The organism is Luteithermobacter gelatinilyticus (assembly GCF_005849285.1).
GTDB classification, from domain to species: domain Bacteria; phylum Pseudomonadota; class Alphaproteobacteria; order Sphingomonadales; family Emcibacteraceae; genus Luteithermobacter; species Luteithermobacter gelatinilyticus.
Genome location: NZ_CP040517.1, coordinates 1,873,326 through 1,898,061, shown reverse-complemented (window position 1 = coordinate 1,898,061; position 24,736 = coordinate 1,873,326). Strand labels below are relative to the sequence as shown.

23 protein-coding genes are annotated in these 24,736 nt (G+C 53.0%); 13 read left to right on the top strand and 10 right to left on the bottom strand.

The genetic code is table 11. From position 1 onward, the window contains the following. From FE788_RS08570 to FE788_RS08545, 6 genes are all read right to left on the bottom strand, one after another. Positions 1–1,755 carry a hypothetical protein gene (locus FE788_RS08570; protein WP_138380245.1) on the bottom strand — a complete coding sequence of 585 codons (1,755 nt, stop codon included), beginning with the start codon at positions 1,753–1,755 and terminating at the stop codon, positions 1–3. 16 nt (positions 1,756–1,771) lie between these two features. After that, on the bottom strand, positions 1,772–2,650 hold the full coding sequence (locus FE788_RS08565) for a hydrolase 1, exosortase A system-associated (protein ID WP_138380244.1): 879 nt from the start codon (positions 2,648–2,650) through the stop codon (positions 1,772–1,774). A gap of 10 nt (positions 2,651–2,660) precedes the next feature. Next, positions 2,661–3,536 carry a hydrolase 2, exosortase A system-associated gene (locus FE788_RS08560; RefSeq protein ID WP_168190339.1) on the bottom strand — a complete coding sequence of 292 codons (876 nt, stop codon included), beginning with the start codon at positions 3,534–3,536 and terminating at the stop codon, positions 2,661–2,663. A 25-nt stretch (positions 3,537–3,561) separates the two neighbouring features. After that, positions 3,562–3,813: an acyl carrier protein gene (locus FE788_RS08555; protein ID WP_138380242.1), complete on the bottom strand. Its 252-nt coding sequence runs from the start codon at positions 3,811–3,813 to the stop codon at positions 3,562–3,564. 110 nt (positions 3,814–3,923) lie between these two features. Continuing rightward, the gene (locus tag FE788_RS08550; protein WP_138380241.1) at positions 3,924–4,988 is read right to left on the bottom strand and encodes a GNAT family N-acetyltransferase; all 1,065 of its coding nucleotides are present in this window, start codon (positions 4,986–4,988) and stop codon (positions 3,924–3,926) included. A 43-nt stretch (positions 4,989–5,031) separates the two neighbouring features. Continuing rightward, entirely contained in the window at positions 5,032–6,288 is a 1,257-nt protein-coding gene (locus tag FE788_RS08545) for a DegT/DnrJ/EryC1/StrS family aminotransferase (RefSeq protein WP_210413834.1), read from the bottom strand. A gap of 206 nt (positions 6,289–6,494) precedes the next feature. Here FE788_RS08545 and FE788_RS08540 point away from each other — a divergent pair, with 206 nt between their 5' ends. The 13 genes from FE788_RS08540 to FE788_RS08485 all read left to right on the top strand — a co-directional run bounded on the left by FE788_RS08540 (position 6,495) and on the right by FE788_RS08485 (position 21,830). Beyond that, on the top strand, positions 6,495–8,087 hold the full coding sequence (locus FE788_RS08540; RefSeq protein WP_138380239.1) for an acyl-CoA ligase (AMP-forming), exosortase A system-associated: 1,593 nt from the start codon (positions 6,495–6,497) through the stop codon (positions 8,085–8,087). Between the two features lie 48 nt (positions 8,088–8,135). After that, positions 8,136–9,368 (top strand): pyridoxal-dependent decarboxylase, exosortase A system-associated, encoded by a 1,233-nt coding sequence (locus tag FE788_RS08535; protein WP_138380238.1) that lies wholly within the window; start codon positions 8,136–8,138, stop codon positions 9,366–9,368. A 10-nt stretch (positions 9,369–9,378) separates the two neighbouring features. Further along, positions 9,379–11,238 (top strand): asparagine synthetase B family protein, encoded by a 1,860-nt coding sequence (locus tag FE788_RS08530; RefSeq protein WP_168190337.1) that lies wholly within the window; start codon positions 9,379–9,381, stop codon positions 11,236–11,238. A 268-nt stretch (positions 11,239–11,506) separates the two neighbouring features. After that, positions 11,507–12,142, top strand: a complete 636-nt coding sequence (locus FE788_RS08525) for an XrtA/PEP-CTERM system exopolysaccharide export protein (protein WP_138381339.1) — start codon at positions 11,507–11,509, stop codon at positions 12,140–12,142. Positions 12,143–12,236: 94 nt separating this feature from the next. Next, the gene (locus tag FE788_RS08520; protein ID WP_138380236.1) at positions 12,237–13,820 is read left to right on the top strand and encodes an XrtA system polysaccharide chain length determinant; all 1,584 of its coding nucleotides are present in this window, start codon (positions 12,237–12,239) and stop codon (positions 13,818–13,820) included. A gap of 33 nt (positions 13,821–13,853) precedes the next feature. Beyond that, positions 13,854–14,084: a hypothetical protein gene (locus FE788_RS14090; RefSeq protein ID WP_168190336.1), complete on the top strand. Its 231-nt coding sequence runs from the start codon at positions 13,854–13,856 to the stop codon at positions 14,082–14,084. A gap of 1 nt (position 14,085) precedes the next feature. Further along, positions 14,086–14,799 carry an XrtA-associated tyrosine autokinase gene (locus tag FE788_RS08515; RefSeq protein WP_168190335.1) on the top strand — a complete coding sequence of 238 codons (714 nt, stop codon included), beginning with the start codon at positions 14,086–14,088 and terminating at the stop codon, positions 14,797–14,799. Between the two features lie 28 nt (positions 14,800–14,827). Further along, positions 14,828–16,261: a TIGR03016 family PEP-CTERM system-associated outer membrane protein gene (locus FE788_RS08510; protein ID WP_138380234.1), complete on the top strand. Its 1,434-nt coding sequence runs from the start codon at positions 14,828–14,830 to the stop codon at positions 16,259–16,261. 8 nt (positions 16,262–16,269) lie between these two features. Next, positions 16,270–17,325, top strand: a complete 1,056-nt coding sequence (locus tag FE788_RS08505; RefSeq protein WP_138380233.1) for an XrtA/PEP-CTERM system-associated ATPase — start codon at positions 16,270–16,272, stop codon at positions 17,323–17,325. Positions 17,326–17,390: 65 nt separating this feature from the next. Then, on the top strand, positions 17,391–18,239 hold the full coding sequence (locus FE788_RS08500) for an XrtA system polysaccharide deacetylase (protein ID WP_138380232.1): 849 nt from the start codon (positions 17,391–17,393) through the stop codon (positions 18,237–18,239). Continuing rightward, positions 18,230–19,264 carry a FemAB family XrtA/PEP-CTERM system-associated protein gene (locus FE788_RS08495; RefSeq protein ID WP_138380231.1) on the top strand — a complete coding sequence of 345 codons (1,035 nt, stop codon included), beginning with the start codon at positions 18,230–18,232 and terminating at the stop codon, positions 19,262–19,264. Before FE788_RS08500 ends, FE788_RS08495 begins: the two co-directional genes overlap by 10 nt. Positions 19,265–19,424: 160 nt before the next feature. Further along, positions 19,425–20,957, top strand: a complete 1,533-nt coding sequence (gene xrtA, locus FE788_RS08490) for an exosortase A (protein ID WP_138380230.1) — start codon at positions 19,425–19,427, stop codon at positions 20,955–20,957. 81 nt (positions 20,958–21,038) lie between these two features. Beyond that, positions 21,039–21,830, top strand: a complete 792-nt coding sequence (locus FE788_RS08485; RefSeq protein ID WP_168190334.1) for a S1 family peptidase — start codon at positions 21,039–21,041, stop codon at positions 21,828–21,830. A gap of 57 nt (positions 21,831–21,887) precedes the next feature. Here the strand turns inward: FE788_RS08485 and FE788_RS08480 are convergent, their stop codons facing one another. From FE788_RS08480 to pstB, 4 genes are all read right to left on the bottom strand, one after another. Continuing rightward, positions 21,888–22,151, bottom strand: a complete 264-nt coding sequence (locus tag FE788_RS08480) for a hypothetical protein (RefSeq protein WP_138380228.1) — start codon at positions 22,149–22,151, stop codon at positions 21,888–21,890. Between the two features lie 300 nt (positions 22,152–22,451). After that, on the bottom strand, positions 22,452–23,141 hold the full coding sequence (phoB, locus tag FE788_RS08475) for a phosphate regulon transcriptional regulator PhoB (protein ID WP_138380227.1): 690 nt from the start codon (positions 23,139–23,141) through the stop codon (positions 22,452–22,454). Positions 23,142–23,149: 8 nt separating this feature from the next. Next, the gene (gene phoU, locus FE788_RS08470; RefSeq protein WP_138380226.1) at positions 23,150–23,875 is read right to left on the bottom strand and encodes a phosphate signaling complex protein PhoU; all 726 of its coding nucleotides are present in this window, start codon (positions 23,873–23,875) and stop codon (positions 23,150–23,152) included. Positions 23,876–23,921: 46 nt separating this feature from the next. Further along, positions 23,922–24,731, bottom strand: a complete 810-nt coding sequence (gene pstB / locus FE788_RS08465) for a phosphate ABC transporter ATP-binding protein PstB (RefSeq protein ID WP_425462970.1) — start codon at positions 24,729–24,731, stop codon at positions 23,922–23,924. Between the last annotated feature and the right edge of the window lie 5 nt (positions 24,732–24,736).

Genomic DNA, 24,736 nt, shown 5'->3' with positions numbered 1-24,736 from the left:
TTAAACGTTTTTTGTACGGGCAAATCGCATCACCAGCTCTAGGCTGTAGACCCGATTGAGTTGTTCCGGGTGATGAAGCCGTTTCAGGTTAAAATAGTCCGCCATCACGGGGGCAGACAAATCAACCATCTGCCCGGCATAGGTCGGGTCCAGGTAACAGGGCCGCGGGTGCGGACGCAAGCGGTTTTTTAGCGCAAAACTGCGTTCCCGGATAAAAATCGGCCGATGAATATCCAACCGGTTTCTCAATCGTGCCCTAAAGGGGGCGGGGCCGGTAAAATCATACCCGTAATCTGAAGAATAGACGGCGAGAGTCGGACTAATCCGACGGATCAGGGCGGCTTCGAAATCGCCGTGATATTTGTCTTGCAGGGGCACCTGTAAAGCGTATTTCAGAAGCTGATAATCGGTAAAGGGCGTGAGGGCAGGGCCAAAGCGGTTATTCAGCGAAGTATTCCGGCCCATCCAGTAACGCAACCGGAAACAGGGATAGACGGCTTCCACCTCGGTACGGGTCAGGCGGGTCTGTTTAACACCAAGAGCAGCACGGATTTTGGCGGCAAGCGTCGCGCGATAGGTGTCTTCCTGAAAGATGTTGGTGATATCCTGCGTATCATATTGGCTATAAAAGCTGCGGACCACATCCCGATCTTCAAAGGAACGATCCGGCAAATGGAAAAAGTCCCGGAAAATTTCTCCGCCGCCGCCGTTGAGCGCCAGTTTGCCGTGCTCGACCCGTTCCCGGCGGGTTTCGATATTCTGACCATTGTCAAACAGTCCCTCATTGGGCAGGCCGTCCATGACATAAAAGTTCCGCTCAACGAGTTCCCGGTAGGTTTCCGGGGCGGGACGCGGGGCGTGAGACTTGTCCGTATGCGAAAGTGGAAAACCTTCCCCACGGGCAATGGCTTTGGCGACTTGCACGTCGGGATCCTGATCGCGGCCATAAACATGAATGTGGGGGCGCGCGCCGGCCTGAAACAGCAGAGCCAGCATCAGACGGGAATCATATCCGCCGGACAGGGCTGTATCAATCCGGTCTCCGAAATGTTCTACTAGGGTGGTAAACTGCGTTTGTAAACGTTCGGTGCAGGCCGCAAGCGCGTCTTGCCGGGACAGGGCGCCGGCCTCCCGGGGAAGGGAGAAGGGGCGGTTCCGGATCACAGGGCTTGGAGAGGGGGCAGTGAGGTTCCACTCATACAGCTTCTCGCCACAAGTCATATGAATTTCCTGAAACGGGGTGTCGCGGCCATAGGTCGCTCCCTGAAACACATATTCATATATTGCCTGCGGCAGGGGCGTGAGGCGCTTTGCGGCGGCCACAGTCACCAGAAAGGAGGAACTCCAGACCCGGTGATCGGCGGTATGATATTGGCGATAGGTGCCCAGCGGATCAGAAAACATATACAGCCGGCCGCCTTTATACACAAATGCTGTGAAACTGCCGTCCAGAGTTTCCGGCAGCAGGCGTTCGGGGTCAAACTCTTTATAAAGCCGTTCTGAGGCCCGCCGGCCATATGATCCTTTGTAAAAAAGGGTCCCCACCGAAAAGCAGAAATCGCCGGTATCGGTTTCAAACAGGGTGGAACCGGGAGAGGTTAGTTTATCATAATAATATAGCGAAAGGCCCGGCAGGGTGAGCTGTTTCGGGGTGGCAAACCCCGCCCGGTTCATGACGTCAAGGCATTTTTCCGGGACCGTCGGGGACGGGGATAACGGGCCGTTCTGGCCGAAAACAAGAAGATATCCACCCATCTTTTACCCCTGCTCCTTACTCAGACAGGATCCAGCGGCTGGTGGTTTCCGCCGCGGCCTGTCGCCATTTCTCGCTGGAAAATGTATGGTCGGTTTCGGCAATATCGACCCTGTCGATCTTGCGGGTTTTGAACAATGTTCGCCAGGAGGGAGACCGGCGGATCAAATCGTCAAATTCCCGGGCGACCAGATCCCGTTCACTCTGGATCAGTAGGACACGGCCGGAAAAACGCGCCAGTCCCTCACACATGCGTGCGGAAAAATCTTCGGTGGTTTTTTCTGTGGCACTGGTTTTCGGCTTTTGGAGAGGTGTGCCGGAAAGGGGGGGGGCGGGCCTGAACATGCGGACAAGATTGCTCAGGAAGCCCCTGATGGCCTGGCCCAGGTCAAGCTTTCCGGAAAACAGCTTGTTCCAGAATTGCGGTTGTTTCAGGCGGGCCAGATAATAATGTTTGACATAGGCCCTGGCTTCACCACTGTCGGAGCGGACCCATGGATTGACCAGTATCAGGCGGCTGACAGCCTGATGTTCCTGTGTGCCCAAAAGGCAGGCCGAAGCGCCTTCACACAGGCCCCAGACGGCCACCGTCCTGATGGCCGGGCACCGGTTGAGAAATTCATCAATGGCCGCATGAATATCTGGCGTGACCTGTTGAAAACCGGGATAATGGCCCGTGCTGTCCCCGATGCCGCGATAATCAAAGCGCATCACCGGAATGCCGGCGGCAGCGCAATGGCGGGCCAGATGCACATATTGACGATGGGCGCCGATCCGGTATTGCGGCCCTCCGACAATAATCAGCAGCCCGGTGTCCGTGGTCGGCCGGTCCGGGGTATGAATAATGCCGACAACCTCGTCTCCGGCGATTTTAAAGCAGAAGGCGGTTTCCGTCATGGTCTTGCCCTTAACATGAGGCCACCTCCGATAGGTCCGTCATCTCCATCATGACCTTTGAGGTCTCTTCAATCAGATTTTTGGCCCATTCCGGCTCCTGAAGGGCCCAGAACTGTACATCCTTAACGCTGTGGGCGGTGGCGTCGAGCCCCTGTTTATGCCAGCCTTCTATGGCCCGCCGGGCCGCCGGGCTGATTCCAGCAGTATGCGATGGGGACACATCAAACCAGTCTATTCTAGTCTCTGGCGGCAACGCAAAGCTGGTAAGAGACATCTCCAGCAGGGGCAGAGCCAATGCGGGGGGGAGATGGTACCCGGCGATCTCAAGCGTGTGGCCCTGATGCAGCAGGGCCAACATGTCGCGGGTGCCAAGGGGGGCATTTTCTGTTTCGTCGCCGTCTTTAGTCCCGGTTGTGGTTTCGGCCAGGTCTGCCGCTATCTTGATCCGCAGGAACTGGGCGATAAAGGCCTTGCCCTGGCTGACCGGCGCCCAAAGCAACAGATGGCATGCAAGTTGAGGGTAGCGCTGAACCAGGTCGGCGGCCAGCAGGGCGCCGCTGCGCAGAGCCCAGAAGGCGATGGGCCGGCTTTTTTGGTTCACAAGCCAGTCGCAGGCGGTTTTCATGTCCTGGATCCAGATTTCCCAGGAACTTTCGGCATAGCTGCCGGCGCTATCGCCGGTACCGAACAGGTCCACCAGAAGAACGCCGTATCCCAGGCGGTTGAAGGCCCGCGCCTGACGGCTGATCATGTGGCGGGACCGGTTGAGCTCTTCGGCAAAAGGGGGGAAAAACAGAATGTCGCCTTTGGCCTCGCAGTCGTCGGTCGCGGGGAAATAATTCCCGAATAACTGGCCGGCGGTGCTGTTAAAAAAGAAAGGTTGCAAAGGGATTCACCCCCGTTGGGCTGGATCAGGCCGCGGTTTTTTCTTCGACAAAATCACACAGGGCCCCGAAAGTTTCAAAAGTTTCCGCACTGATTTCATCATCTTCGATGAAGATATCGAAATGTTCTTCCAGGGAAGTCACGAGCATGGCCACAGCCATGGAATCCAGTTCGGGAATATTGCCGAGCAAAGGCGTATCGGGAGTCAGGGCGTCGGCCCGCTCTCCGATTTGAAGTGTAGCCTTCAGAATTTCCCTGACATTTTCCACTGCTGACATCTTTCAAGCCTTATCCTGTGTTGATCTTTATTCATGCAAAATATGCAAAACCGGGTTCTTATACTATAGGAGCGACATTTAACAAAGGGTGAAAAGCCCCTGTCCGGACTTTATGGGGTTTGTCCTCGAAGGAGATCGAGAATTTTGCTCACCCTGTTTTTCAGAGCCGCCTTTTTTCCATTAAAATTATTGTTGAAAATTTTTAAAGACTTTTTTTCTAGCCTGTGGGACATCCAGTCTTTTTTGTATGCGTCATTACCGCAACCGTAATCAATAAATGTCGCCCGGTCCCCGTCAAAGGCGACCTGCATCATGTTTTTCGACAAAATGGCACCTACGGATTTTGATTTATACGCCTCATCATAACAGAGTTTGTAAATCAGAGTGGTTGTGTTGTGATGAATATTCAGTTGGGTGGCGACCGGAATGTCTTCCAGATAAAGGATGCCCAGCCGCAAAATCTCTTTTTCCGCACACAACCGGATCAGGTCGGGAATGAACCCCGGATAGTTTTCACTGTCCTTCCAGCTGTTATCATAGACTTTGGTGTAGTCACGTATATAGTTCTCCAGATTTTTGTCCGATGTCCGAATGATTTTTATTTCCCCTTTATGTTCCTTGAACAGTTTGCGTTCGAGGCGGGAAATATCCCGTATTTTTTTTGATTTTCGGGCAAGGAACTGTGCAAATTCCAGGCCGGGATTGATATATATCCAGTTATGATGAAAAAAGTCGAAGACTGTTTCGAACCCTTTCTCCCGGAAGGCGTGTTCCAGCTGGATTATCGCCAGACTGTCGGCATCTACGGGGAATAAGTGCAGACTGTCCCAGTGTGCGGCATGCTGGCAAAAATATTCGGCGATTTTTTTGATCGTTTTGCCGCACTGATGGATGGGTTTGGTGAATAAGGGGGAAAAATCCAGACTGTAAAAATTGGCAAAACTGTTAAGGTTCCGCGGGTGTGTTTTTGTGATGAGCAAGGGCAGAATTGCTTCGATTTTTTTTCGTTCATCCAGAAAACATAGATATTTGACCGCAGTGCCATTTTGGACAATATGTTTTTCCAGCAGCGCGAACCATTGCGGGTCAAAGAATAAATTCTGATTATGTTCCATACAGGCCTGGACATAGGCCGGGGGAATTTGATCATAGTGGGTATATTCTTCTACAAACATATTCTATTCCAGATTGGCAAACGGGTTAACGCGGTTTCTTTCGCTAAGCAGCTTTATCCAGACAGCGCAGCACGGTCTCGATCATCCAGTCTATTTCTTCACTTCTCAGTCCTTGGTGGCAGGGGAGTTGAAGTACATGACGGGACCAGAACAGGCTGTTGCGGCAGGCGGCGACGGTTTTATCAGGCCACAGAAACTGTCCAAACCGCTGCAAGGGGAGCCCGCCATCTTCCAGAAAAGGAAAGACCCTCTCCAGATTATCTAGCGCAAGCGGGAACATATAGGGGACAACCCCGTCGGGTAACTGCGGCAGAAGCGGCCTGAGCTGTGTCATCCCTTTGACATGGCTGAGCAGACGTTGGTAATTCTCCCGTCTTTTTTGCACGAGCCTTTTTTGATGACAGAGCCGTTCTGCCCAATAGGTGACAAGTGGCGGACAATGATTTGTCTTCTCGTCAATGAAACGATTTTCCATATCCTGGCTTTCGGGGGTCACAGGCAGGTCGGCAGAGGCGGGAGGTGCCGCAGGCCTGCGGAGTTTCTCCAGAAGATGAACAAGGTGCCCCGCCCCTGTATGGCGACCATATTGGGCCGATCTTTCCAGGGTATTGTAGAAAAATTTAACATTCTCTTGCAATGCAGGGCGCCGCCGGGCAAGGCCCCGTTTCAAGACGTTGCGGGAGGTCAGAATGCCGCCTAAGGAGACGGGCAAAAACTTTTTGACGCTGCCTATGGCGTAATCCCCAAAAGATCCGGTCGCTATGCCGTTGTTGTGACCAAACAGGGCATGGGCGCAATCTTCGATCATCAGCAGGTTGTGGCTATTGCAAAAGGCGCGGAATTTTTCGATGTCCCTGAAAAACCCGAAATAACTGACATACAGGGCCGCTTTTGTATGTCTGGAGAGTTTTGTTTCCAGGTCATCCAGGTCAGCGCTCAAGTCTTCCCTGACTTTATAGAAGACCGGCCGGCCTCCCGCTTTCAGGACCGGATAGATCATAGCTTTACAATGATAGGCCGGGATCAGGATTTCGTCTCCTGGCTGACATTCCATATCTTTGAGGGCGGCGAAAAGAGCATATCGGGCGGCGATGAAATGGTCCAGATGCGGCGCGTCAAACTGTGAAGGCTGTCGTGTTCCCCATAATTTGAATTCGGAAAAATCCGCCACAGGAAAAACCGGTGCGTGCGGCATGGGAATAGGGCGGTAATAAGATTGCCCCCCCTTCATGATGGTCGTGGTCTGGGAATGCCCATCGGGTCGCCACTGCCGTGTTTTTTCATTTATGATTGGTTTCATGCTGGTCATGACGCCTTCCGGCCCTGATTGTCTGGCCCTGATTATTTTCTGCGTGATTATTCTTCTGGAAGAAGAATATAGATTGTTTAACATTTGGTAACGGGTAAAATGCTGTTAAGTTTTATCCATTCATATTTTTCTAACGATTGGCCGCTAAGGTTCATCAGGAACGCACAGACTTATATCTTACTGATAATTAAATAAAAATGAATATCCAGTTATATGATTTTATAAAAGCACATGCCGACAGGGTACCGGATCAAACCGCACTGATCTATAAGACGGCACAGTGGAGTTATGCGGAATTTTGCCACCAGCTCGAAACCTTCGGGCGGGCCCTGATGGCGGCAGGCCTGCAGAAAAATGACCGGGTGGCGGTTTATCTTCCCAAACAGTTTGAAACCGTTTGCGCACTGTTCGGGGCCTCTGCAGCGGGCGGTGTGTTTGTGCCGGTCAACCCGGCGCTCAAACCCCGCCAGGTGGCGTATATCCTCAAAGACTGCAATGTGCGTTTCCTGCTGACGAGCCCGGACCGCTTTGAAGCGCTGGTCGGAGATCTGCGGGAATGTGCGGACCTGGAGCATGTGATCCTGACCGGCGTCTGTCCCGATGCGCCTGCTTCATGCGGGGCAGAGGTGCGTCCTTATGAGGGATTTATGGCGCAGGGCGAAAGCTGGCACGGCAGCTTTCACCGCGGCATTGACGCGGATATGGCGGCCATTCTTTATACCTCGGGAAGTACGGGCCTGCCCAAAGGAGTGGTGCTTTCGCACCGTAATCTGGTGGTGGGGGCGCAAAGCGTGTCCAGCTATCTGAAAAACACGTCCGAAGACCGGATCCTGAGCGTTCTGCCGCTCAGTTTCGATGCGGGGTTCAGTCAGCTGACCACAGCCTTTTATGTGGGGGCCACTGTGGTGCTGATGAATTACCTGCTGCCGCGGGATGTCATCCGCCAAGCGCAAAAACACCGGATCACCGGCATCACCTGTGTACCGCCTTTGTGGATTCAGCTTGCCGATCTGGATTGGCCGGAAGAAGTGGTTGGTTCACTTCGTTATATTGCGACGACCGGCGGGCGTATGCCTGTGCCAGTGACCCGGACGCTGCGCCAGAAATTGCCGCAAACGGATGTCTATCTGATGTACGGCCTGACGGAAGCCTTCCGGTCCACTTATCTGCCGCCGGAAGAAGTAGACCGGATTCCGGACTCCATGGGCCGGGCGATCCCCAATGCGGAGATTCTGGTGGTGCGCGAGGACGGAACATTGTGCGGTGTGGATGAACCCGGGGAACTGGTGCACAGGGGGGCGCTGGTGAGTTTGGGGTACTGGAATGATCCGGAACGGACGGCAAGGCGGTTTCGGCCGGCGCCGGGACAGCCGGCGGGGCTGCCCAATCCGGAAATTGCCGTGTGGTCCGGGGATACCGTCAAGCGGGATGCGGACGGATTTCTGTATTTTATCGGCAGACGTGATGAAATGATCAAGACGTCCGGCTATCGCACCAGTCCGACGGAAGTGGAGGAAATTGTTTTCTCCAGCGGTCTGGTGGGCGAAGTGGCGGCCATCGGCGTGGCCCATGAACAGCTCGGGCAGGCCATCTGGATTGTGGTGAGCCCTCCGAAGGGACAAAAGGGCGGGGAAAAAGTGGACACGGATGCTCTTCTGGCATTTTGCCGGGCGGAAATGCCCTCTTACATGGTGCCACACCGGGTCATAGAATGGTCCACATTGCCGCGTAATCCCAACGGCAAGATTGATCGTAAAGCCATTGCGGCTGAGCTTACCGAGCCGGAATAAAACAGCAGGAATAAAAACAACAGATGCAAGGACCCAGGGACAGAAAGAATGACCAAGAAACCTGAACATGCGCCGATTTCAGGCTTTCCCGTTGTTGACGGGGAAATCACCGTAGGGGGCATTGGCCTCTCCCGGCTGGCGGCGCGGGTGGGCCGTACGCCCTTTTTCGCCTATAGCCGGGCGCTGATGACGGAACGGGTGCGTCGCCTGCGCAAGCTTTTGCCGGCAGAGATACAATTGCATTACGCCATGAAAGCCAACCCCATGCCGGCCGTGGTACACCATATGGCATCGCTGGTGGATGGGCTGGACGTGGCGTCGGCCGGAGAAATGGCAGTGGCCCTGGACACGGGCATGGCGGCGGATTTGATCAGCTTTGCCGGGCCGGGCAAGAGCGATCAGGAGCTGTCGCAGGCCATTGCCGCCGGCGTGGTGTTGAATATGGAGTCCTTTGGCGAGATGCGCCGGATCGCTGATCTTGCCAGGCAACAGGGGATCAGGCCGAAGGTTGCGATCCGGGTCAATCCTGATTTTGAACTGAAAGCCTCGGGCATGAAAATGGGTGGTGGCCCGAAACAGTTTGGCGTGGATGCCGAACAGGTACCCGATATGCTGAAGGAATTGAAAACCCTTGATCTGGATTTTGAAGGGTTCCACATTTTCAGCGGTTCTCAAAACCTGCGGGCAGACAGTATTCTGGAAACCCAGGAAAAGACCCTGGCTCTGGCGATGAAGTTGGCTGAACACGCTCCCACGGAACCCCGTAAGGTTAATATTGGTGGCGGGTTCGGCATTCCTTATTTCCCCGGCGATATGCCTCTGGATCTTGGAGCTGTAGGAGAAGGGCTTGGGAATTTGCTGCCGGCCTTTCGGGACAAGCTGCCAAGGGCCGCGGTAGTGATCGAGCTGGGGCGCTATCTGGTGGGGGAAGCCGGCATTTATGTCAGCCGTGTGCTGGACTGCAAGATCTCCCGCGGGCAGGTGTTTCTGGTGACCGATGGTGGTTTGCATCATCATCTGGCGGCGTCCGGCAACTTCGGACAAGTTATTCGCAAAAATTATCCGGTTGTTATCGGTAACAGGATGCAAGGCCGCGAAACGGAGGAAGCCAACATTGTCGGCTGCCTGTGTACGCCGCTGGACCTGTTGGGACACAAAATGTCTCTTCCGGTGGCGGAAGTTGGGGATTATGTGGTGTTGTTCCAGTCCGGGGCATATGGTCTTACGGCCAGTCCCACGGCGTTTCTGGGACATGAGGCGCCAAAAGAAGTTCTGGTATAGGGGGGGAAACATGGCTGGACTTTCCGGGTGGCAGGGGCGGGCTCCTGAAAATAATCCTGCGGATGAGTTGATCCGCAGGATGGCGGAAAAACTGGTGCGTGGTCCCCATGAGGGGCATTTGCTACAACAAATTGGCGGGGTGTCCACGGAACACGGTGCATTGGGCGTGACCCCGGCCGCGGAGGGAGGCAACCTTGCCCGCTCCGGTGCCCTGATGGCCGCCACCAGCGGCACCATCCGCTGGCAGGAAAAAGAGTTGCAGGATATTGCCGGCGCGCAGGGGCCGGCAGCGGCTCTTATCGAAGGATACCGGCGATATGGCCTGGATGTTCTGAACCACATGCGGGGGCCGTGGTCGGTGGCGTTGCAGGATCAGGAGGCCGGGGAAACGCTAATCGCTATTGATCGCATGGGCATCCATTCCCTGTGTTATGCACTGGGGGCGAATGGCGAGTTTGTTTTTTCGACCGTGACGGATTCAGTGAAACTGTTTCCAACCGTATCCGCAACAGTCACGCCCCAATCGGTCTATAATTATCTCTATTATTTTGTGGTGCCGGCGCCGACCACCATTTATGACAGTATGAAGAAGCTGGAACCGGCGCAATATGTGCGCTATCGCAAAGGTCGGGTTAGCAGCGGATTTTACTGGCACATGCCCTATACCGATCAGCGCAAGGGGGATCAGGACGAGTGGCGGGCGCGGCTCTGGGAGGTTCTGGACCGAAGTTTCAATCGTATCCTGGCGGAAACCGACCGCACATATCTGGGGGCGTTTCTCAGCGGGGGCTTGGACAGCAGCACGGTCGCCGGGCTGATGATGAAACATAACCGGCAAGGCAAAACTTTCACCATCGGCTTTCATGAACCGAAATATGATGAAAGCGGTTATGCCCGTATCGTGGCCGAACATTTTCAGACGGATCACCATGAGCTGTTTCTGACGCCGCAGGATATTTTCGGCGTGGCGGAAAAAATCGCCGATATTTATGACGAACCCTATGGTAATACCTCGGCCATACCCGCCTATTATTGTGCCAAAATGGCGCGGGAAAATGGGGTGACTTCGTTGCTGGCCGGAGATGGGGGTGATGAGCTGTTTGCCGGTAACGAACGCTATGTCATGATGAAAAAGATCGAAGCCTATGGTCTGATTCCCGAACCTGTCCGACGGTATGTTCTGGAACCGATCTTGTCGCTGCCCGGTATGCAGCATCTGCCGGTGGCTTCCCGGGCGCATCGTTTGGCGCGTCGTTATGCCACTCCGATGCCAGACCGGCTCTATTCCTATAGCTTTATCGCGGGGGTCGAACCGCTGGAAATCTTCCGGCCGGAATGTCGGGAAGGGTTGGATCCGGAAATGCCGCTCAAGCTGACCCGGAACACCTATCATCGGCATGATCAGGGACATATGCTGCAGCGAATGATGCATCTGGATCTGCAGATTACTCTGGCGGACAATGATTTGCGTAAAGTAAATCAGATGTGTCGATTGGCGGGGGTGGAGGTGCATTATCCCTTCCTTGAAGATGAACTGGTGGAATTTGCCGCGGGCATTCCGGTTGACGTGCTCCTGCCCGGGCAGAAATTACGTTACTTTTTTAAATATGCCATGAAGGGATTCCTCCCTGACGCCACTCTGCGAAAGAAAAAGCACGGCTTTGGGTTGCCCTTTTTTGCCTGGGTTCACAAGGACCGCAGGCTCAATGACCTGGTATGTGATGCCTTAAACGACTTTAAGAAAAGAAAATTCCTGGAAGAGGCGTTTCTGGACCAGGTGATCCGGGCCAGCCGGACCCCAGGGGATCCGGGGGCAAGTCTGGCCTGGGATATTTGTATGCTGGAACTGTGGATGAACCGGCATCTGTAAGACCTTCAAGGTTGGTCATACGGCATTGGACTTATAGGGGAAAAATGATGTATGATATTGTCAGAAATTAATGTCACACCGCATGTGCTCAAACCGTCTGGCGAATATTTAGGTATTTTTGTGCAATTTTTTTGCATAAATTTAATACTTTCCGGATAAACATATCTGATATTGTCGGGCAATTGGGGACCTGATCGGGGCATTGAAGTCATAAGAAACAGATAAGTAAGATGGAAGGGAATACGCTGTGAAGAACATAATTCAGGAAATGAAAAACATGAGGGCTGCTCTTACAAAAATTGCAGCAATTATGGGGGTGGCGTTTCTGGCAGGGTGTACAGGCGGGGGAGGAGACAATCTTCCTTCAGCCAATTTTGTACCGATTGATGAAGGGCCGGGACCGCAATATGTGGTGGGGCCTCTTGACAGCTTGCAGATTTTCGTCTGGCGGAATCCTGAATTGTCCACCAGTGTCACAGTCCGTCCCGACGGGCGCTTTTCCGTACCGCTGATTGATGACATGCCGGCGACCGGTCGTACACCTACGCAACTGGCCCGGGATATTGAGAAAAAACTCTCAGAATATATTCAGAGCCCGATTGTGACCGTTATTGTCAGCGGGTTCAGTGGTCCCTTCGCCCAGCAAGTGCGCGTGGTGGGGTCTGCCACCTCGCCGCGGGCCATTCCATACCGGGCGAATATGACCTTGCTGGATCTGATGATCGAAGTGGGGGGGACCACGGAATTTGCGGCCGGCAACCGGGCTGTGTTGGCCCGTGTGGAAAACGGGGTTCAGCGTGAATACAGCCTGCGGATCGACGACCTACTGAAAGACGGCGATGTAAGTGCCAATGTCAAAATCAACCCGGGGGATGTGATCATCATTCCGGAAAGTTTCTTCTAAGACGCATAGTCTCCGGGCGGCGGGGTGACCTGTGGCCCGGGATTTCCGTTTTTAACGTTACAGAATTTCAACCGGAAGCGGACAAGTTTAAACTATGAACGAGATTTATCAGCAACTACTCACATTACTCTATGGCGTTTGGCGGAAACGGCATTTCGCGCTGATCGTATCCTGGGTGGTTTGTATTGCCGGTTGGGTTTTTGTGGCTCAGATCCCGAATCAGTATAAATCCAGCTCCAAGATCCACGTGGACGCGGAAACCATGCTTAAGCCGCTGATGAGCGGTCTTGCGGTGTCCAACAATATCTACGGCCAGATTATGATGATGCGCCAGACGCTGATCAGCCGCCCTAATCTGGAAAAAGTGGTGCGGATGACGGATCTGGATCTGACCGTCACGACGGAAGATGAGATGGAGGAACTGATTGATGACCTGGCCAAGGATATCAAGATCAATGTCCAGGGGGCCAATCTGTTTGAGATTTCCTACGAACACCCCAATCCTGCGATTGCCAAGAAAGTCGTGCAGTCGCTTCTGAATATCTTTATTGAAGACAAGCTGGGGGACAGCCGCAAGGATTTGTCTTCTGCCCTGCGTTTCATTGAGGAACAGTTGCGTGAATATGAGGAACAGATGGAAATCGCCGAACAGCGCACGGCAGAATTCAAACAGAAAAACATGTCTTATCTATCGGATAGGGGGATGACCTATTTTGAAAAAATGCGTGCGGCCCAAGAGGCGGTGGCGACCGTAAAGAACCAGATCAGCGAATATAACAACAAATACAAGCAACTGACCACCTATCTGGAAAATATTCCCCCCTATCTGCCGGCTACCTCAGGACTGGGGCCGGAAGTGGGTGGGGCGGCGCCCGGCTCTAGCAGCAATCTGGCTTCACGCATTGCCATTCTGGAGCGGCGGCTGGATGAGCTTTATGCCCGGGGGTACAAGGACCAACATCCGGATGTCCGGATTATTACCGGGCAGATCGAAGATCTGCGCAAGAAGATGCAGGCGGAACAGCAAGAAATTTCCAAGGCTTTGGAAGAGGGGGATACGGAAAAACTCCAGAATACCGTGGGGGTTCGCCCCAATCCCGTCTATGACGAAATTAATATGAAGGTGATCGACCTGCAGGGGGAAATCGCCATATTGGAGGCTCGGCTGAAACAGAAGGAAGCCGAGGTGAAACAGCTGGCGTCTTTTGCCCAACGCGTGCCAGAGGTTGAAGCCGAACTGGCCCGACTGAACCGGGACTACGGTATTATTAAAAGCAATTACGACAAACTGCTGGCGAAACGGGAATCCGCGCGGATTTCACAGGATCTGGAAACCAAATCTGACCGGGTGCAGTTCAGGGTGATTGAGCCCCCGCAGGAAGCCCGTGAACCGAGCAGCCCGAACCGTCTGCTGTTTGTGGTCGGTGTGCTTTTTGTCGGCCTTGGCGCCGGGGTTGGTGTGGCTTTTCTGCTCAGCCAGATGCATTCAACTTTTTCCACAGAACAGAAATTGCGGGATGTTCTCTCCCTTCCTGTTCTGGGGAGTATTTCGGCAATTCCCACACCTGAGGAGTTGAGAGGGAGGAAAAGACGGCTGGTTCTGTTTTCCATCATGCTGGTCGGCCTGTTTATTTCCTGTATCAGTGTCTATGCGGTGATGGACTGGTATTACGTCTAAGCGGTCTAAATTCAATTATAAGAAGTTGAAAATATGAGTCTGATCGAAAAAGCAGCTGCAAAGCTCAAAAAGAATGAAAGCGCTGGTGGAGCGGGCTGCCAAGAAAATGGCGAAACCTGCCGAGGGGGAGGAGAAGAAAGACAGCGCCGCCGCCGAGTCAGCGCCCGCTGCGGCTTCCTCAACGACTTCCGAAAGTTCCAAGACAGCTCAGGCGCCTGCGGAAAAGAAACCTTCCCGCAAGCAAAGCCGAAGAGTCGAAATTGACATGGAACACTTGAAAAAGCAGAATATTCTGGTTGTAGACGGGGACCATTCGCAGATTTCCGAGGAATTCCGAATTGTCAAACGCAGTCTGCTGCTGAATGCCTTTGCCAAAGGAGAGGCGGCGATTCCTAACGGCAATATCATCATGGTGACCAGCACCCAGCCAGAGGAGGGCAAGACGTTTTGTGCCATCAGTCTGGCCATGAGTATGGCGATGGAGCGGGATTTGACGGTGCTTCTGGTTGATGCGGATGTGGCCAAGGCCGATGTTCTGAAACGGATGGGCCTGAAGGCGGAAAAAGGGCTCATTGATGTGATCGAGGATGAAACGCTGGACCTGGCCGATTGTCTGCTGCGGACCAACGTGCCCAATCTGTCATTGTTGCCGGCAGGAAAAAAACACAAACTGACCACCGAACTTCTGGCCAGTGAGCGCATGGGAGAGTTGATTGATGAAATCGCCAAACGCTATCCCGACAGGGTGGTTATCGTTGATTCCCCACCTGTTCTGGCCAACAGTTCAGCCTCTGTACTGGCGCTGAGGGTCGGTCAGGTATTGTATATCGTGGAAGCCGACAGAACCCGGGAAGAGGAACTGAAAGAAGCTCTTTCCATGATCAGCTCCTGTGAACATATCAATTTGCTGCTGAACAAGTCACGTTTTTCAAGCGGCAAGAAGAAGTTCAGCTCATATTATGGATATGGGTATAACTAACTAATAACAATATCCAGGGCGGGTAAATATGTATAAATACACCATGTCTATGTCTGTCAGAACGCTGTTTCCGGTCGTGATGGGGCTTTGTCTTTCCCAGACGGCCTTTGGGGGAACCTGGCGATTGGCGCCGTCTCTGACCGTTACCGAAACCTATACAGATAATGTTAATCTCGACACTGCGGAACGTCAGGGGGATTTTGTCACGCAGGTCTCACCAACGCTTCTGCTCACAGGCGAAGGGGCGCGTCTGAACACCACGTTGAGCTATACCCCTAATTATTTCTATTTTCCCGGCGCCGAAGACGACAAGGATGAATTCCGTCATCGTCTGGAAGGAAACCTTTCCAGCGAACTGGTCCGGGATCTGTTTTTTGTGGATGCTGCCGCCCGGATCAGCCAGCAGTTCCTGGACCGCCGTGCCGCTATTGCCAGTGTGGAGGCAAACCGGACGGAAAACCGCTCGACGGTTCAGGCTTACCAGATTAATCCCTATGTCCAGCACCGCTTCGGTGGTTTTGCCACGGCCCGGCTGGGCGGTACGGTTTCCCATGTGCGCAGCGATGCCGACGAAACAACAGTGGGGGGGGTGTTTCTGAGTAACTCCACCCGCTACGGCGCCGATTTTAGCTTGGCAAGCGGGACGGATTTCAGCCGCCTGGGCTGGGTATATTCGGCGGATTATTCTTTTGAGGAACGGCAAACAACTTCCGACTTTAAAACTTACGGTACCCGTCTTAGCCTGAGTTATCGCTTCAGCCGAATGTTCACCCTTCTGGGCAGCGCCGGCTATACAAAACGTGAGGCGAACAGCATTTTTGCCGATTTTGACGGGTTTGTCTGGGACGCCGGTTTCCGCCTTATCCCCGGTCCGCGAACCTCGTTATCGTTCCGGTATGGCAACCAGTATGACGGCGATACCTTTGCCGTTGATGCCTTTTACCGAATTTCGGCGCAGACCCAGATTTCCCTGAGCTATGATGACCGGATTCAGACGTTCCAGTCTCTGGTTCTGGGGGATGCGCTGATTGATGAATTTACGGGAGAATTGATCCCAGGGCAGCTTTTTGTAAGCGACAATCTTGTGCGCACCAAAACCTGGCGGCTCACCTTAACCGGCACCCGCGGGCGAACTACGTTCTCTGTCGGTGGTTTTTATCGAGATTTTGAGAGCGAGGTGTCCGAGCTGGATGAAAAAAGATGGGTGGGTTCCTTGAGCTTGACCAGAAGACTGAGCCCGCGCCTGTCCGTCAGCACCAGCGGAACGTACAATCTTTCGAACTTTGAGGATACGGCCGTGGATGACAAATTCTGGACAGCTTCGGCTAATATGTCTTACCGTCTGTCGGAATCCCTGACTTCTTCATTGAGTTATACGCATTCCGACCGGGAAGGCAGCCGCTTCCCCCTGTTTAACAGGGCGTCCAATTTTATTTCCTTGTCGATCAGGGCGAGCCTTTAGGTAACGCGATGTATGCAGAATTTTATGGCCTAGAGGGAAAACCCTTTCAGCTAACACCTGACCCGCGGTTCTATTTCGATAGCAGCACACACCGCAAGGCGATGGCCTATTTGACATATGGGTTGAGCCAAGGGGAAGGTTTTATCATTATTACCGGTGAAATTGGCGCTGGGAAAACCACGCTGGTGGAACATCTTCTGGAGGAGCTGGATCGGGATCAATATGTCGCCGCAAAGATTGTCACCACCAACCTTAATGCAGACGATATTCTCAAAATGGTCGCGGCAGGCTTCGGTCTGGATGTGGAAGGCAAGGAAAAGTCCGTTTTGCTCAAAGATATTGACAGGTTTTTAACCCGCAATCATGAACAGGGAAAAAGAGCGCTGCTGCTGATTGACGAGGTGCAGAACCTGCCGACCAAGGCGCTGGAAGAACTGCGTATGTTGTCCAACTTCCAGAAAGGCGACCGGGCTTTATTGCAAAGTTTTTTGGTGGGACAACCCGAATTTCGTGACAAATGGGCGTTTGACCCGGAGCTGGAACAGCTGCGTCAGCGGGTGATTGCCACCCATCATTTGCAGGCCATGACCTATGAGGAAACCCGGGAGTATATTCTTCATCGGCTTCGCCTGGTTGGCTGGAAGGAAGATCCGAGCTTTACGGAAAAAGCCTTCCAAAAAATATATGAATATACCCAAGGGGTCCCGCGCCGCCTCAATACGTTGTGTTCCCGGATTCTGCTTTTCGGAGCCATTGAGGAACTGCACGAAGTCACCGACAAGGTAGTGGATGACGTGATTGCGGATATGGAGCAGGAAAGCGCTTTGGCCACCCGGCCCCTGGAAAGTCCGTCTTCGGTCCGCCGACAGGTGGATGGCGCGCCTGTTGCCGGTTCCTCTTCCCCCGCCGGGTTGTCCGAACTCAATGCTGCGGAAATGGAGAGACGCCTTAATGTACTGGAAAAATATGTGAAGGTGCATGACGAAACCATTAAGGCGGTTTTGGACATGGCTTCGGTGTGGCTGGGCAAGAACGGCACCAAAAACGGCAACAAAGGTGAATAACGGATATGACCCGGGAGAGTGCAAGTTCTCAGCCTGTTGCAGGCGGCAAAGAGATCACAAATGTCATGTCCGTGGATGTGGAAGACTATTTTCAGGTCGGTGCTTTTGAGAACGATATTCGCCGGGAGGACTGGGACAGTCTGCCGTGCCGTGTCGAACGCAATACGGATGCGGTGCTGGCGCTGTTTGAGGATTTTGACGTTAAAGCCACTTTTTTTACCTTAGGTTGGGTGGCGGAGCGGTATCCCGCCCTGATCCGTCGGATTGTTGATGCCGGTCATGAACTGGCCAGTCATGGCATGGCGCACTGGCGGGTGACGGACCAGAGTCGCGAGGCGTTTCAGGACGATGCCAGACGTTCCAAGGCGCTGCTTGAAGATGTGGGGGGCGTGCCCGTTCGCGGCTACCGGGCGGCCAGCTTTTCCATCGGCTCGCGAAACCTTTGGGCGCTGGAGGTTTTGGCCGAGGCCGGTTATGCCTACAGTTCCAGTATTTATCCCATCAAACATGACCATTATGGGATGCCCGAAGCGCCGCGTTTTGCCTTTCGTCCGCTGGCCGACCGGGATTTTCGGGAGATGCCGGTGACGACCGTGGAATTGGCCGGACGGAAAATTCCCTGTGGCGGGGGAGGGTACTTCCGGCTGCTGCCTTATGGGATCAGCAAGATGGCGATGAAGCGAGTCAACCGCAAGGATGGACAGGCCTGTATCTTTTATTTCCACCCGTGGGAAATCGACCCGGATCAACCCCGTCAGACTCAGGCCGGGCTGAAATCACGGCTGCGCCATTATACCAATCTGGGGGTGATGGAAAAAAAACTGCGTAAGGTGCTTCGGGATTTTCGTTGGGGACGGATGGATGAGGTATTTCTCCGGAACCACGCCGCGGGGGAGAAGCTGTCATGCAGGTAAAATATCTTTCGCCTGAAGAGGACTGTAGTGTGTGGAACGCTTATGTTCTGGCTCACCCGAAAGGTACCGCCGCGCATATGGCGGCCTGGGGCCGGGCGGTTTATAAAAGCATGGGCCATCCCCTGTATTTTATGTATGTGGAGCAGGGCGGCAGGATTCGTGGTCTTTTACCACTGGTTCATGTGAAAAGCCGTCTTTTCGGTAACGCGCTGCTTTCCATGGCTTTTTCCACCTATGGAGGGCCATTGGCGGATGATGATGAAGTTCTGGCGCTGCTGGATGAAGAATGCGCCCGGCTGTCCGTGAAGCTCAAGGTGGATTATGTGGAATTGCGCAATATGGACCAGGCCCATGCGGACTGGCCCTGTAAAGACAGCCTGTATTCCACCTTTCGGAAGGAGCTTTCCCCCGATAATGAGGACAATATGAAGGCCATTCCCCGTAAACAGCGGGCGATGGTGCGCAAGGGGATCAAGGCGCGCCTGCGGGCGGAAATAGACGAAACAGTAGACAGGCTCTATGCGCTTTATGCAGAGAGTGTACGCAATCTAGGCACGCCTGTTTTCCCCAAATCACTATTTTGGCAGATGAAGGAACAGTTTGGCAAGGACTGTGAAATTCTGACGGTGTGCACCGAAGATGGGCAAGCTTTATCCAGTGTCATGAGCATATATTTCCGCGACGAGGTCTTTCCCTATTATGGCGGAGGCACCGTTGCGGCCCGTCACTATGCCGCCAATGACTTTATGTATTGGTCCGTGATGGCGCGGGCAGTCGCAGAACGGCAATGCCGGATTTTTGACTTTGGGCGCAGCAAAAACGGGACCGGGGCATTTAATTTCAAGAAATACTGGGGGTTTGAGCCGCGTCCCCTGCATTATGAATATTATCTCAGAGAAGGGCAGCAGATTCCTGACATCAATCCTCTGAATCCGAAATATCAGTTGATGATCCGGACCTGGCGGAAATTGCCTTTACCGGTGGCGAATTTGCTGGGCCCCATGATTTCACGGTCTCTGGGATAAGGACACCGTGTTTGCGGCTCCGTCTTCTCCAAAACAGAAGGGGAGAGAAAACGGGAAGGCAAAATGGGCCAGAAAAATAGGCCAGAAAAATAGGCCAGAAAAATGGAGCAGTAGGACGGAAAGCGTCCGCCGGACATGGTTTATTGGATGGGGAAAAAGGGTGAATCGTGAATTTGCAGTAGAGAACAGGGATCACTGGATCAGGGCCATATTGATGTGGGCCGGCCTGGTGCTTCTGCTGATTTGGGGGTTCTGGGACACGGTGACCCAACTGGTCAATTTTTGGTGGTATGATCCCTATTATAATTATTGTCTGCTGATCCTGCCGATTGTTGGCTATGTTGTTTATGAACGTCGCGAGGCGTTTCAGAAAATTGTGCCGCAGGCCAGTTTCTGGGGGACGCTTTGGATTCTGGGGGCCGGGGCGGTGTGGCTGATGGGGGACTTGGCTGATGTCAATGTGGTGCGCCAGACGGGCCTGATTCTTGCCCTTCAGGGGAGCATACTGGCCGTTTTTGGGCTCCGGGTGGTGGCAGCGTTCTTGTTTCCTTTTTTCTATTTGCTGTTCTTAATTCCCACAGGAGAATTCCTGATCCCCACATTACAGGATATTACAACGGATTTTGTGGTGGCGGCGCTTCACCTTCTGGATATTCCGGTTTATGTGGAGGGCGTATTTCTGACCATTCCCGGCGGCAAGTTTCATGTGGCGGAAGCCTGCGCGGGGCTGAGGTTTTTGATCGCCACGATTGCGCTTGGCTTCCTTATGGCGAATCTTGCCTATAAGACCCTAGGGCGGCAGATTATCGTTGTCCTGCTTTCTGTTGCGGTTCCGGTGATCGCCAATGGCGTCAGGGCCACGGGTATTGTGTTGATCGGGTATTATTCCGGCATGAAACATGCGGTGGGCACCGATCACCTGGTTTATGGCTGGCTGTTTTTTGCCATTGTCCTGGTGATTTTTATTTCCATTTCCATGACTTTTACCAACCGCGCCCTGAATGATCCCTATACGGATTTTGACAAGCCGTTCTGGGAAAAGGCGCGTTTCCCGGTTTCCTGGGGCCGGGTCGGCGGAGTTCTTTCTCTGTCCGTGGCCGCTCTGATGGTCGGACCGTTATATAGCGCCCACATTGAAGACAGGCTGTCTCAGCAAAGCGCGGACCGACATCTGGATCACATTGTATTGCCGGGGTGGACAGATATGCCGCCGCCAACGCAGTGGCGGCCCTATTTTGAAGGCGCTGACCGGGAAGTATTTCGCAAAATCGTGAATGGGAGCGGGCTGGAACTGGATCTATATATCGCGTATTATGCGTATCAGTTTCGGGACAAGGAGATGATCCGTTATGGCAATGGTGTTGCCGCCCCGACCATGTGGAACCGCACGTCAGGACGAAGGGTGACGGTTCAGCGCGGGGATAATGATTATCCTTTTGCCGAAGTGACGCTTCATTCCCGCCAGGGGAACCGCCTTGTATGGTATGCCTATTGGGTGAATGATAAAATCACGGCCAGTGCTTATGAAGCGAAACTTCAAGACGCTCTGGCAAAACTGTTTAATGGGAGACTGGATTCCGCCATTATGGCCTTTTCCATTCCGATTGAGGATGGGGGGCTGGAAAAAGCGCGCCAGGAGTTGCAACGGGCAATTCATCATCTGCCAGAATTGCGCAATATACTGGTGCGATAAGGGAACAGAAAAGAAAAGGCCTCGGGATTTGAGGCCGCTTGGCCGGTTGCCCGGAATGGTAAAATCAGACAAGGAATGATCATGCGTCAATTAGTTGTTGGGTTTGTTTTTCTGACGGGAATGATCCTGGTTTGGGCGGGTAGGGCGGATGTGGCTTTGGCGCATGACGTCGACCAGAATTTTCCCGGATTGGTCAAACGGATTGAAAAATCCATTGTCGGCATTGCAATCTACCACCCGCTTAATTCCCCCCGGATACAGCTTCGTGGCACCGGATTTGCGGTTTCCGAAGGTCGTCATATTGTAACCAATGCTCATGTTCTGCCTGAAAAGTCCCGTTTGAAACCTGGTGAAAAAATTGTGGTTCTGGTGGGGGAAGGACAAAATCCGGATGTGCGCGATGTGGAGATTATCGACCGGGATGACAAGCATGATGTGGCCTTGCTGAAGATTGCGGGCGGGGCATTACCCAAGCTTGCCTTGGGCACAGGCGCCCTGCAACCAGCGGGAACGGCGGTCGCCTTTACCGGCTATCCGATCGGCGCGGTGTTGGGGTTGTATCCGGTCACGCATCAGGGAATTATTTCCTCGGTGACACCAATTGTAATCCCTCAACCCTCCGCCCGGTATCTTGACGTTCAGATTATCACCCAGCCCCGTTTTGATGTCTATCAGCTGGATGCGACAGCGTATCCGGGAAACAGCGGCAGCCCCGTCTATAACATTTATAGCGGCCGGGTCGAAGGCATCATCAACAGTGTGAAGGTAAAAGGAACTAAGGAAAATGCCCTGAGCCAGCCCAGCGGCATTTCCTATGCCATTCCGGTGGTTTACATCCATAATATGTTGGCAAAGGCCGGTCTTTCGGACTGAAAGTAACCGGATGAGGGCAACCAGTCAATTTGATCCCAATTCACCCGTCCCCAAGTATTACGGGTCATCTTTTGAAGGTTTCTTTTTTTCGTCCGATCCCGCAGCGGGCATGATTTCCTGCACGCGTTCGGCATCTTCGGGGGAAACATCGTTTTGTGATGCGGGCTGGTCAGAGGCGATGTCGCTGTCAGGGGCGCGGAGTGCTGTATATACAGATGCAACAGCGACAAGCCATCCCAGAATTGCGCCGACAATCCATATCATGACGGATTGGCGCATGGAGAGACGGTCTTCTTCATCTTTATCACTGTTATCATCCATAATAGATCTCAAATAATCAATGAGTTAGCCTTTATAGCCGTCACCATAATATTTTATAGTTAATAAACTATGATGACCAGCGGTATTTTTATCGGACCTGTCTTGCGATTATGCTTTTCAAAATCTGTCGATACAGACACCATAAAACAGAGATATACAAAAAATATGCCAGTATAAGAAGTGCCTTGATTTCCATAAGCTTAAGGGAAACCTCTTCTTTCCCTAAAAAGATAACTGCCGGAAAATGTAAAAATTACCGACAGTTTTGCAAAAAAGTTTTACAGTTCCCCCGGGAAAGCACTAACTGTCTTTATCCAGAGCATAACCGGCAGAACGGACCGTGCGAATGATATTGGGCATGTCATTTATGTTCAGGGCTTTGCGCAGGCGTCTGATATGAACGTCCACTGTTCTGGACTCCACATAAATATCATTGCCCCAGACTGAATCCAGAAGCTGTTCGCGGGAGAAAACCCGGCCAGGATTTTCCATAAAATGTTTTAGCATGCGATATTCAGTCGGGCCCAGATGCAGCATAGTGCCATTGCGGGTCACTTTGTGTGAAGCCGTATCCATGACAATGCCGGCATATTCCAGGGTTGCGCCGGTCAGGGCCGGGCGAATACGACGCAGGATGGCGTTGATCCGGGCAATCAGTTCGCGGGGGGAAAAGGGTTTGGTGATGTAATCATCTGCCCCGGTTTCCAGGCCGCGAATGCGATCGGTTTCTTCGGTTCGGGCCGTCAGCATGATGATCGGGATGTTTTTGGTGGCGTTTTCCCGGCGCAGTCTGCGGCAGATTTCGATACCTGACAGATTGGGCAACATCCAGTCCAGAAGGATAAGATCAGGTGGATTTTCCTTGGCACTGATCAGGCCCTCTTCGCCGTCGGTTTCACAGGTAACCCGGAATCTTTCCTGCTCCAGATTGTATTTGGCCAGTTCCAGAAGATTCAGGTCATCTTCAATTAATAAAATATGTGCGCTCATGGCTCTCTTCAGTTTTCGGGTTCATGAAACTCAATATTGACGAAGCTGCTGGCGTCCTTTTTCGGGCGCTTGAGTTCGAGAAGCTCACCTTCGGCAATGTAATAAATAATCTCGGCGATATTGGTGCAATGATCCCCGGCCCGCTCGATATTTTTGGCAATAAACAATAGGTGTGTAGCCGCTGTGATATAGCGCGGATTTTCCATCATGTAGGTCAGAAGTTCCCGGAACAGGCTGTCATACAGGCTATCGACTTCCTGGTCCCGGTTCCAGACATCAATGGCTTTCTGAATGTCCCGATTGACATAGGCGTCAAGAATATCAGTAACCATGGTTTTGATGATGCTGATCATCTGGTTGATGATCGCGGCGCTGCCGGGAAGATGGTCGATCTTGCTGAGCACGGACAGCCGTTTGGCAAGATTCTTGATATAATCCCCCATTCGTTCAAGGGCGGAACTGATTCTGATGGTGGAAATGACTTCCCGCAGGTCATCCGCGACTGGAGCCCGCAGGGCAATAACTTCCACAGCAGACTTTTCAATGTCCAGCTCAAGCTGGTCGATCAGACTATCCGTTTTAAGAATTTCTGCCGCGAGTTCCTGGTCACGCTGGGACAGGGCTTCTCCCGCCCGGACGAACTGTTCTTCCACCAGATTGCCCATTTCGACGACTTTGCGGCGAAGCTGGTTCAGGTCCTCGTCAAATGACGATACGATATGTTTTTCGCTCATGTTTTCTTTCCTGGCTCGTCAAGGTCATTAACGTTACCCTCAAATTCTATCCGTAGCGCCCTGTGATATAATCCTTGGTTTTCTCTTTTTCAGGATTGGTAAAGATGTTGACCGTATCCCCATATTCGACCAGACTGCCCAGATGGAAAAAGGCCGTTTTTTGGGAGACACGGGCCGCTTGTTGCATGGAGTGGGTAACAATGGCAATGGCGTAGCGCCCTTTAAGCTCGTCGATGAGTTCTTCAATAATGGCAGTGGCGATGGGATCAAGGGCGGAACAGGGTTCATCCATCAGGATCACTTCCGGGTTGACGGCGATGGTGCGGGCAATGCACAAACGTTGCTGCTGCCCGCCGGACAAGGCCGTTCCGGGGGTGTCAAGGCGGTCCTTGACTTCATCCCAAAGGCCGGCTTTTTGCAGGCTGGTAAAAACAATTTCATCCAGTTCCGTATTGTGTTTGGCAAGGCCGTGAATTCGCGGGCCATAGGCCACATTGTCATAAATGGATTTGGGGAAAGGGTTGGGTTTCTGAAACACCATGCCGACCCGGGCGCGCAGTTGCACCACATCGACAGACTTGCTGTAAATATCCTCACCCTCCAGTTCGATCTGGCCGGTGACCCGGCAAATGGGAATGGTGTCATTCATCCGGTTGAGACAGCGCAGAAAGGTTGACTTGCCGCAGCCGGAAGGACCGATCAGAGCCGTAACCTCACCGGCATTGATGTCAATGCTGACATCCTTGATGGCCTGGTTTTCCCCATAATAGACGTTGACGTTGCGCGCCCGTATCTTGCAGGGGTGCGTGTCGATCAGGGGGGTTTTCTCTTCGGTCGGTACATTCATGATCGTCATTGTGT

Bases quoted from the DNA above. Each gene is read 5' to 3' on its own strand.
- pstB (WP_425462970.1), bottom strand. From the start codon at position 24,731: ATGACGATCATGAATGTACCGACCGAAGAGAAAACCCCCCTGATCGAC.
- FE788_RS08555 (WP_138380242.1), bottom strand. From the start codon at position 3,813: ATGTCAGCAGTGGAAAATGTCAGGGAAATTCTGAAGGCTACACTTCAA.
- FE788_RS08500 (WP_138380232.1), top strand. From the start codon at position 17,391: ATGTCCGTGGATGTGGAAGACTATTTTCAGGTCGGTGCTTTTGAGAAC.
- phoU (WP_138380226.1), bottom strand. From the start codon at position 23,875: ATGAGCGAAAAACATATCGTATCGTCATTTGACGAGGACCTGAACCAG.
- FE788_RS08495 (WP_138380231.1), top strand. From the start codon at position 18,230: ATGCAGGTAAAATATCTTTCGCCTGAAGAGGACTGTAGTGTGTGGAAC.
- FE788_RS08570 (WP_138380245.1), bottom strand. From the start codon at position 1,755: ATGGGTGGATATCTTCTTGTTTTCGGCCAGAACGGCCCGTTATCCCCG.
- FE788_RS08485 (WP_168190334.1), top strand. From the start codon at position 21,039: ATGCGTCAATTAGTTGTTGGGTTTGTTTTTCTGACGGGAATGATCCTG.
- FE788_RS08525 (WP_138381339.1), top strand. From the start codon at position 11,507: ATGAAAAACATGAGGGCTGCTCTTACAAAAATTGCAGCAATTATGGGG.
- FE788_RS08505 (WP_138380233.1), top strand. From the start codon at position 16,270: ATGTATGCAGAATTTTATGGCCTAGAGGGAAAACCCTTTCAGCTAACA.
- FE788_RS08530 (WP_168190337.1), top strand. From the start codon at position 9,379: ATGGCTGGACTTTCCGGGTGGCAGGGGCGGGCTCCTGAAAATAATCCT.
- FE788_RS08535 (WP_138380238.1), top strand. From the start codon at position 8,136: ATGACCAAGAAACCTGAACATGCGCCGATTTCAGGCTTTCCCGTTGTT.
- FE788_RS08550 (WP_138380241.1), bottom strand. From the start codon at position 4,988: ATGTTTGTAGAAGAATATACCCACTATGATCAAATTCCCCCGGCCTAT.
- FE788_RS08480 (WP_138380228.1), bottom strand. From the start codon at position 22,151: ATGGATGATAACAGTGATAAAGATGAAGAAGACCGTCTCTCCATGCGC.
- FE788_RS08540 (WP_138380239.1), top strand. From the start codon at position 6,495: ATGAATATCCAGTTATATGATTTTATAAAAGCACATGCCGACAGGGTA.
- phoB (WP_138380227.1), bottom strand. From the start codon at position 23,141: ATGAGCGCACATATTTTATTAATTGAAGATGACCTGAATCTTCTGGAA.
- FE788_RS08520 (WP_138380236.1), top strand. From the start codon at position 12,237: ATGAACGAGATTTATCAGCAACTACTCACATTACTCTATGGCGTTTGG.
- FE788_RS14090 (WP_168190336.1), top strand. From the start codon at position 13,854: ATGAGTCTGATCGAAAAAGCAGCTGCAAAGCTCAAAAAGAATGAAAGC.
- FE788_RS08515 (WP_168190335.1), top strand. From the start codon at position 14,086: ATGGAACACTTGAAAAAGCAGAATATTCTGGTTGTAGACGGGGACCAT.
- FE788_RS08565 (WP_138380244.1), bottom strand. From the start codon at position 2,650: ATGACGGAAACCGCCTTCTGCTTTAAAATCGCCGGAGACGAGGTTGTC.
- FE788_RS08510 (WP_138380234.1), top strand. From the start codon at position 14,828: ATGTATAAATACACCATGTCTATGTCTGTCAGAACGCTGTTTCCGGTC.
- FE788_RS08545 (WP_210413834.1), bottom strand. From the start codon at position 6,288: ATGAAACCAATCATAAATGAAAAAACACGGCAGTGGCGACCCGATGGG.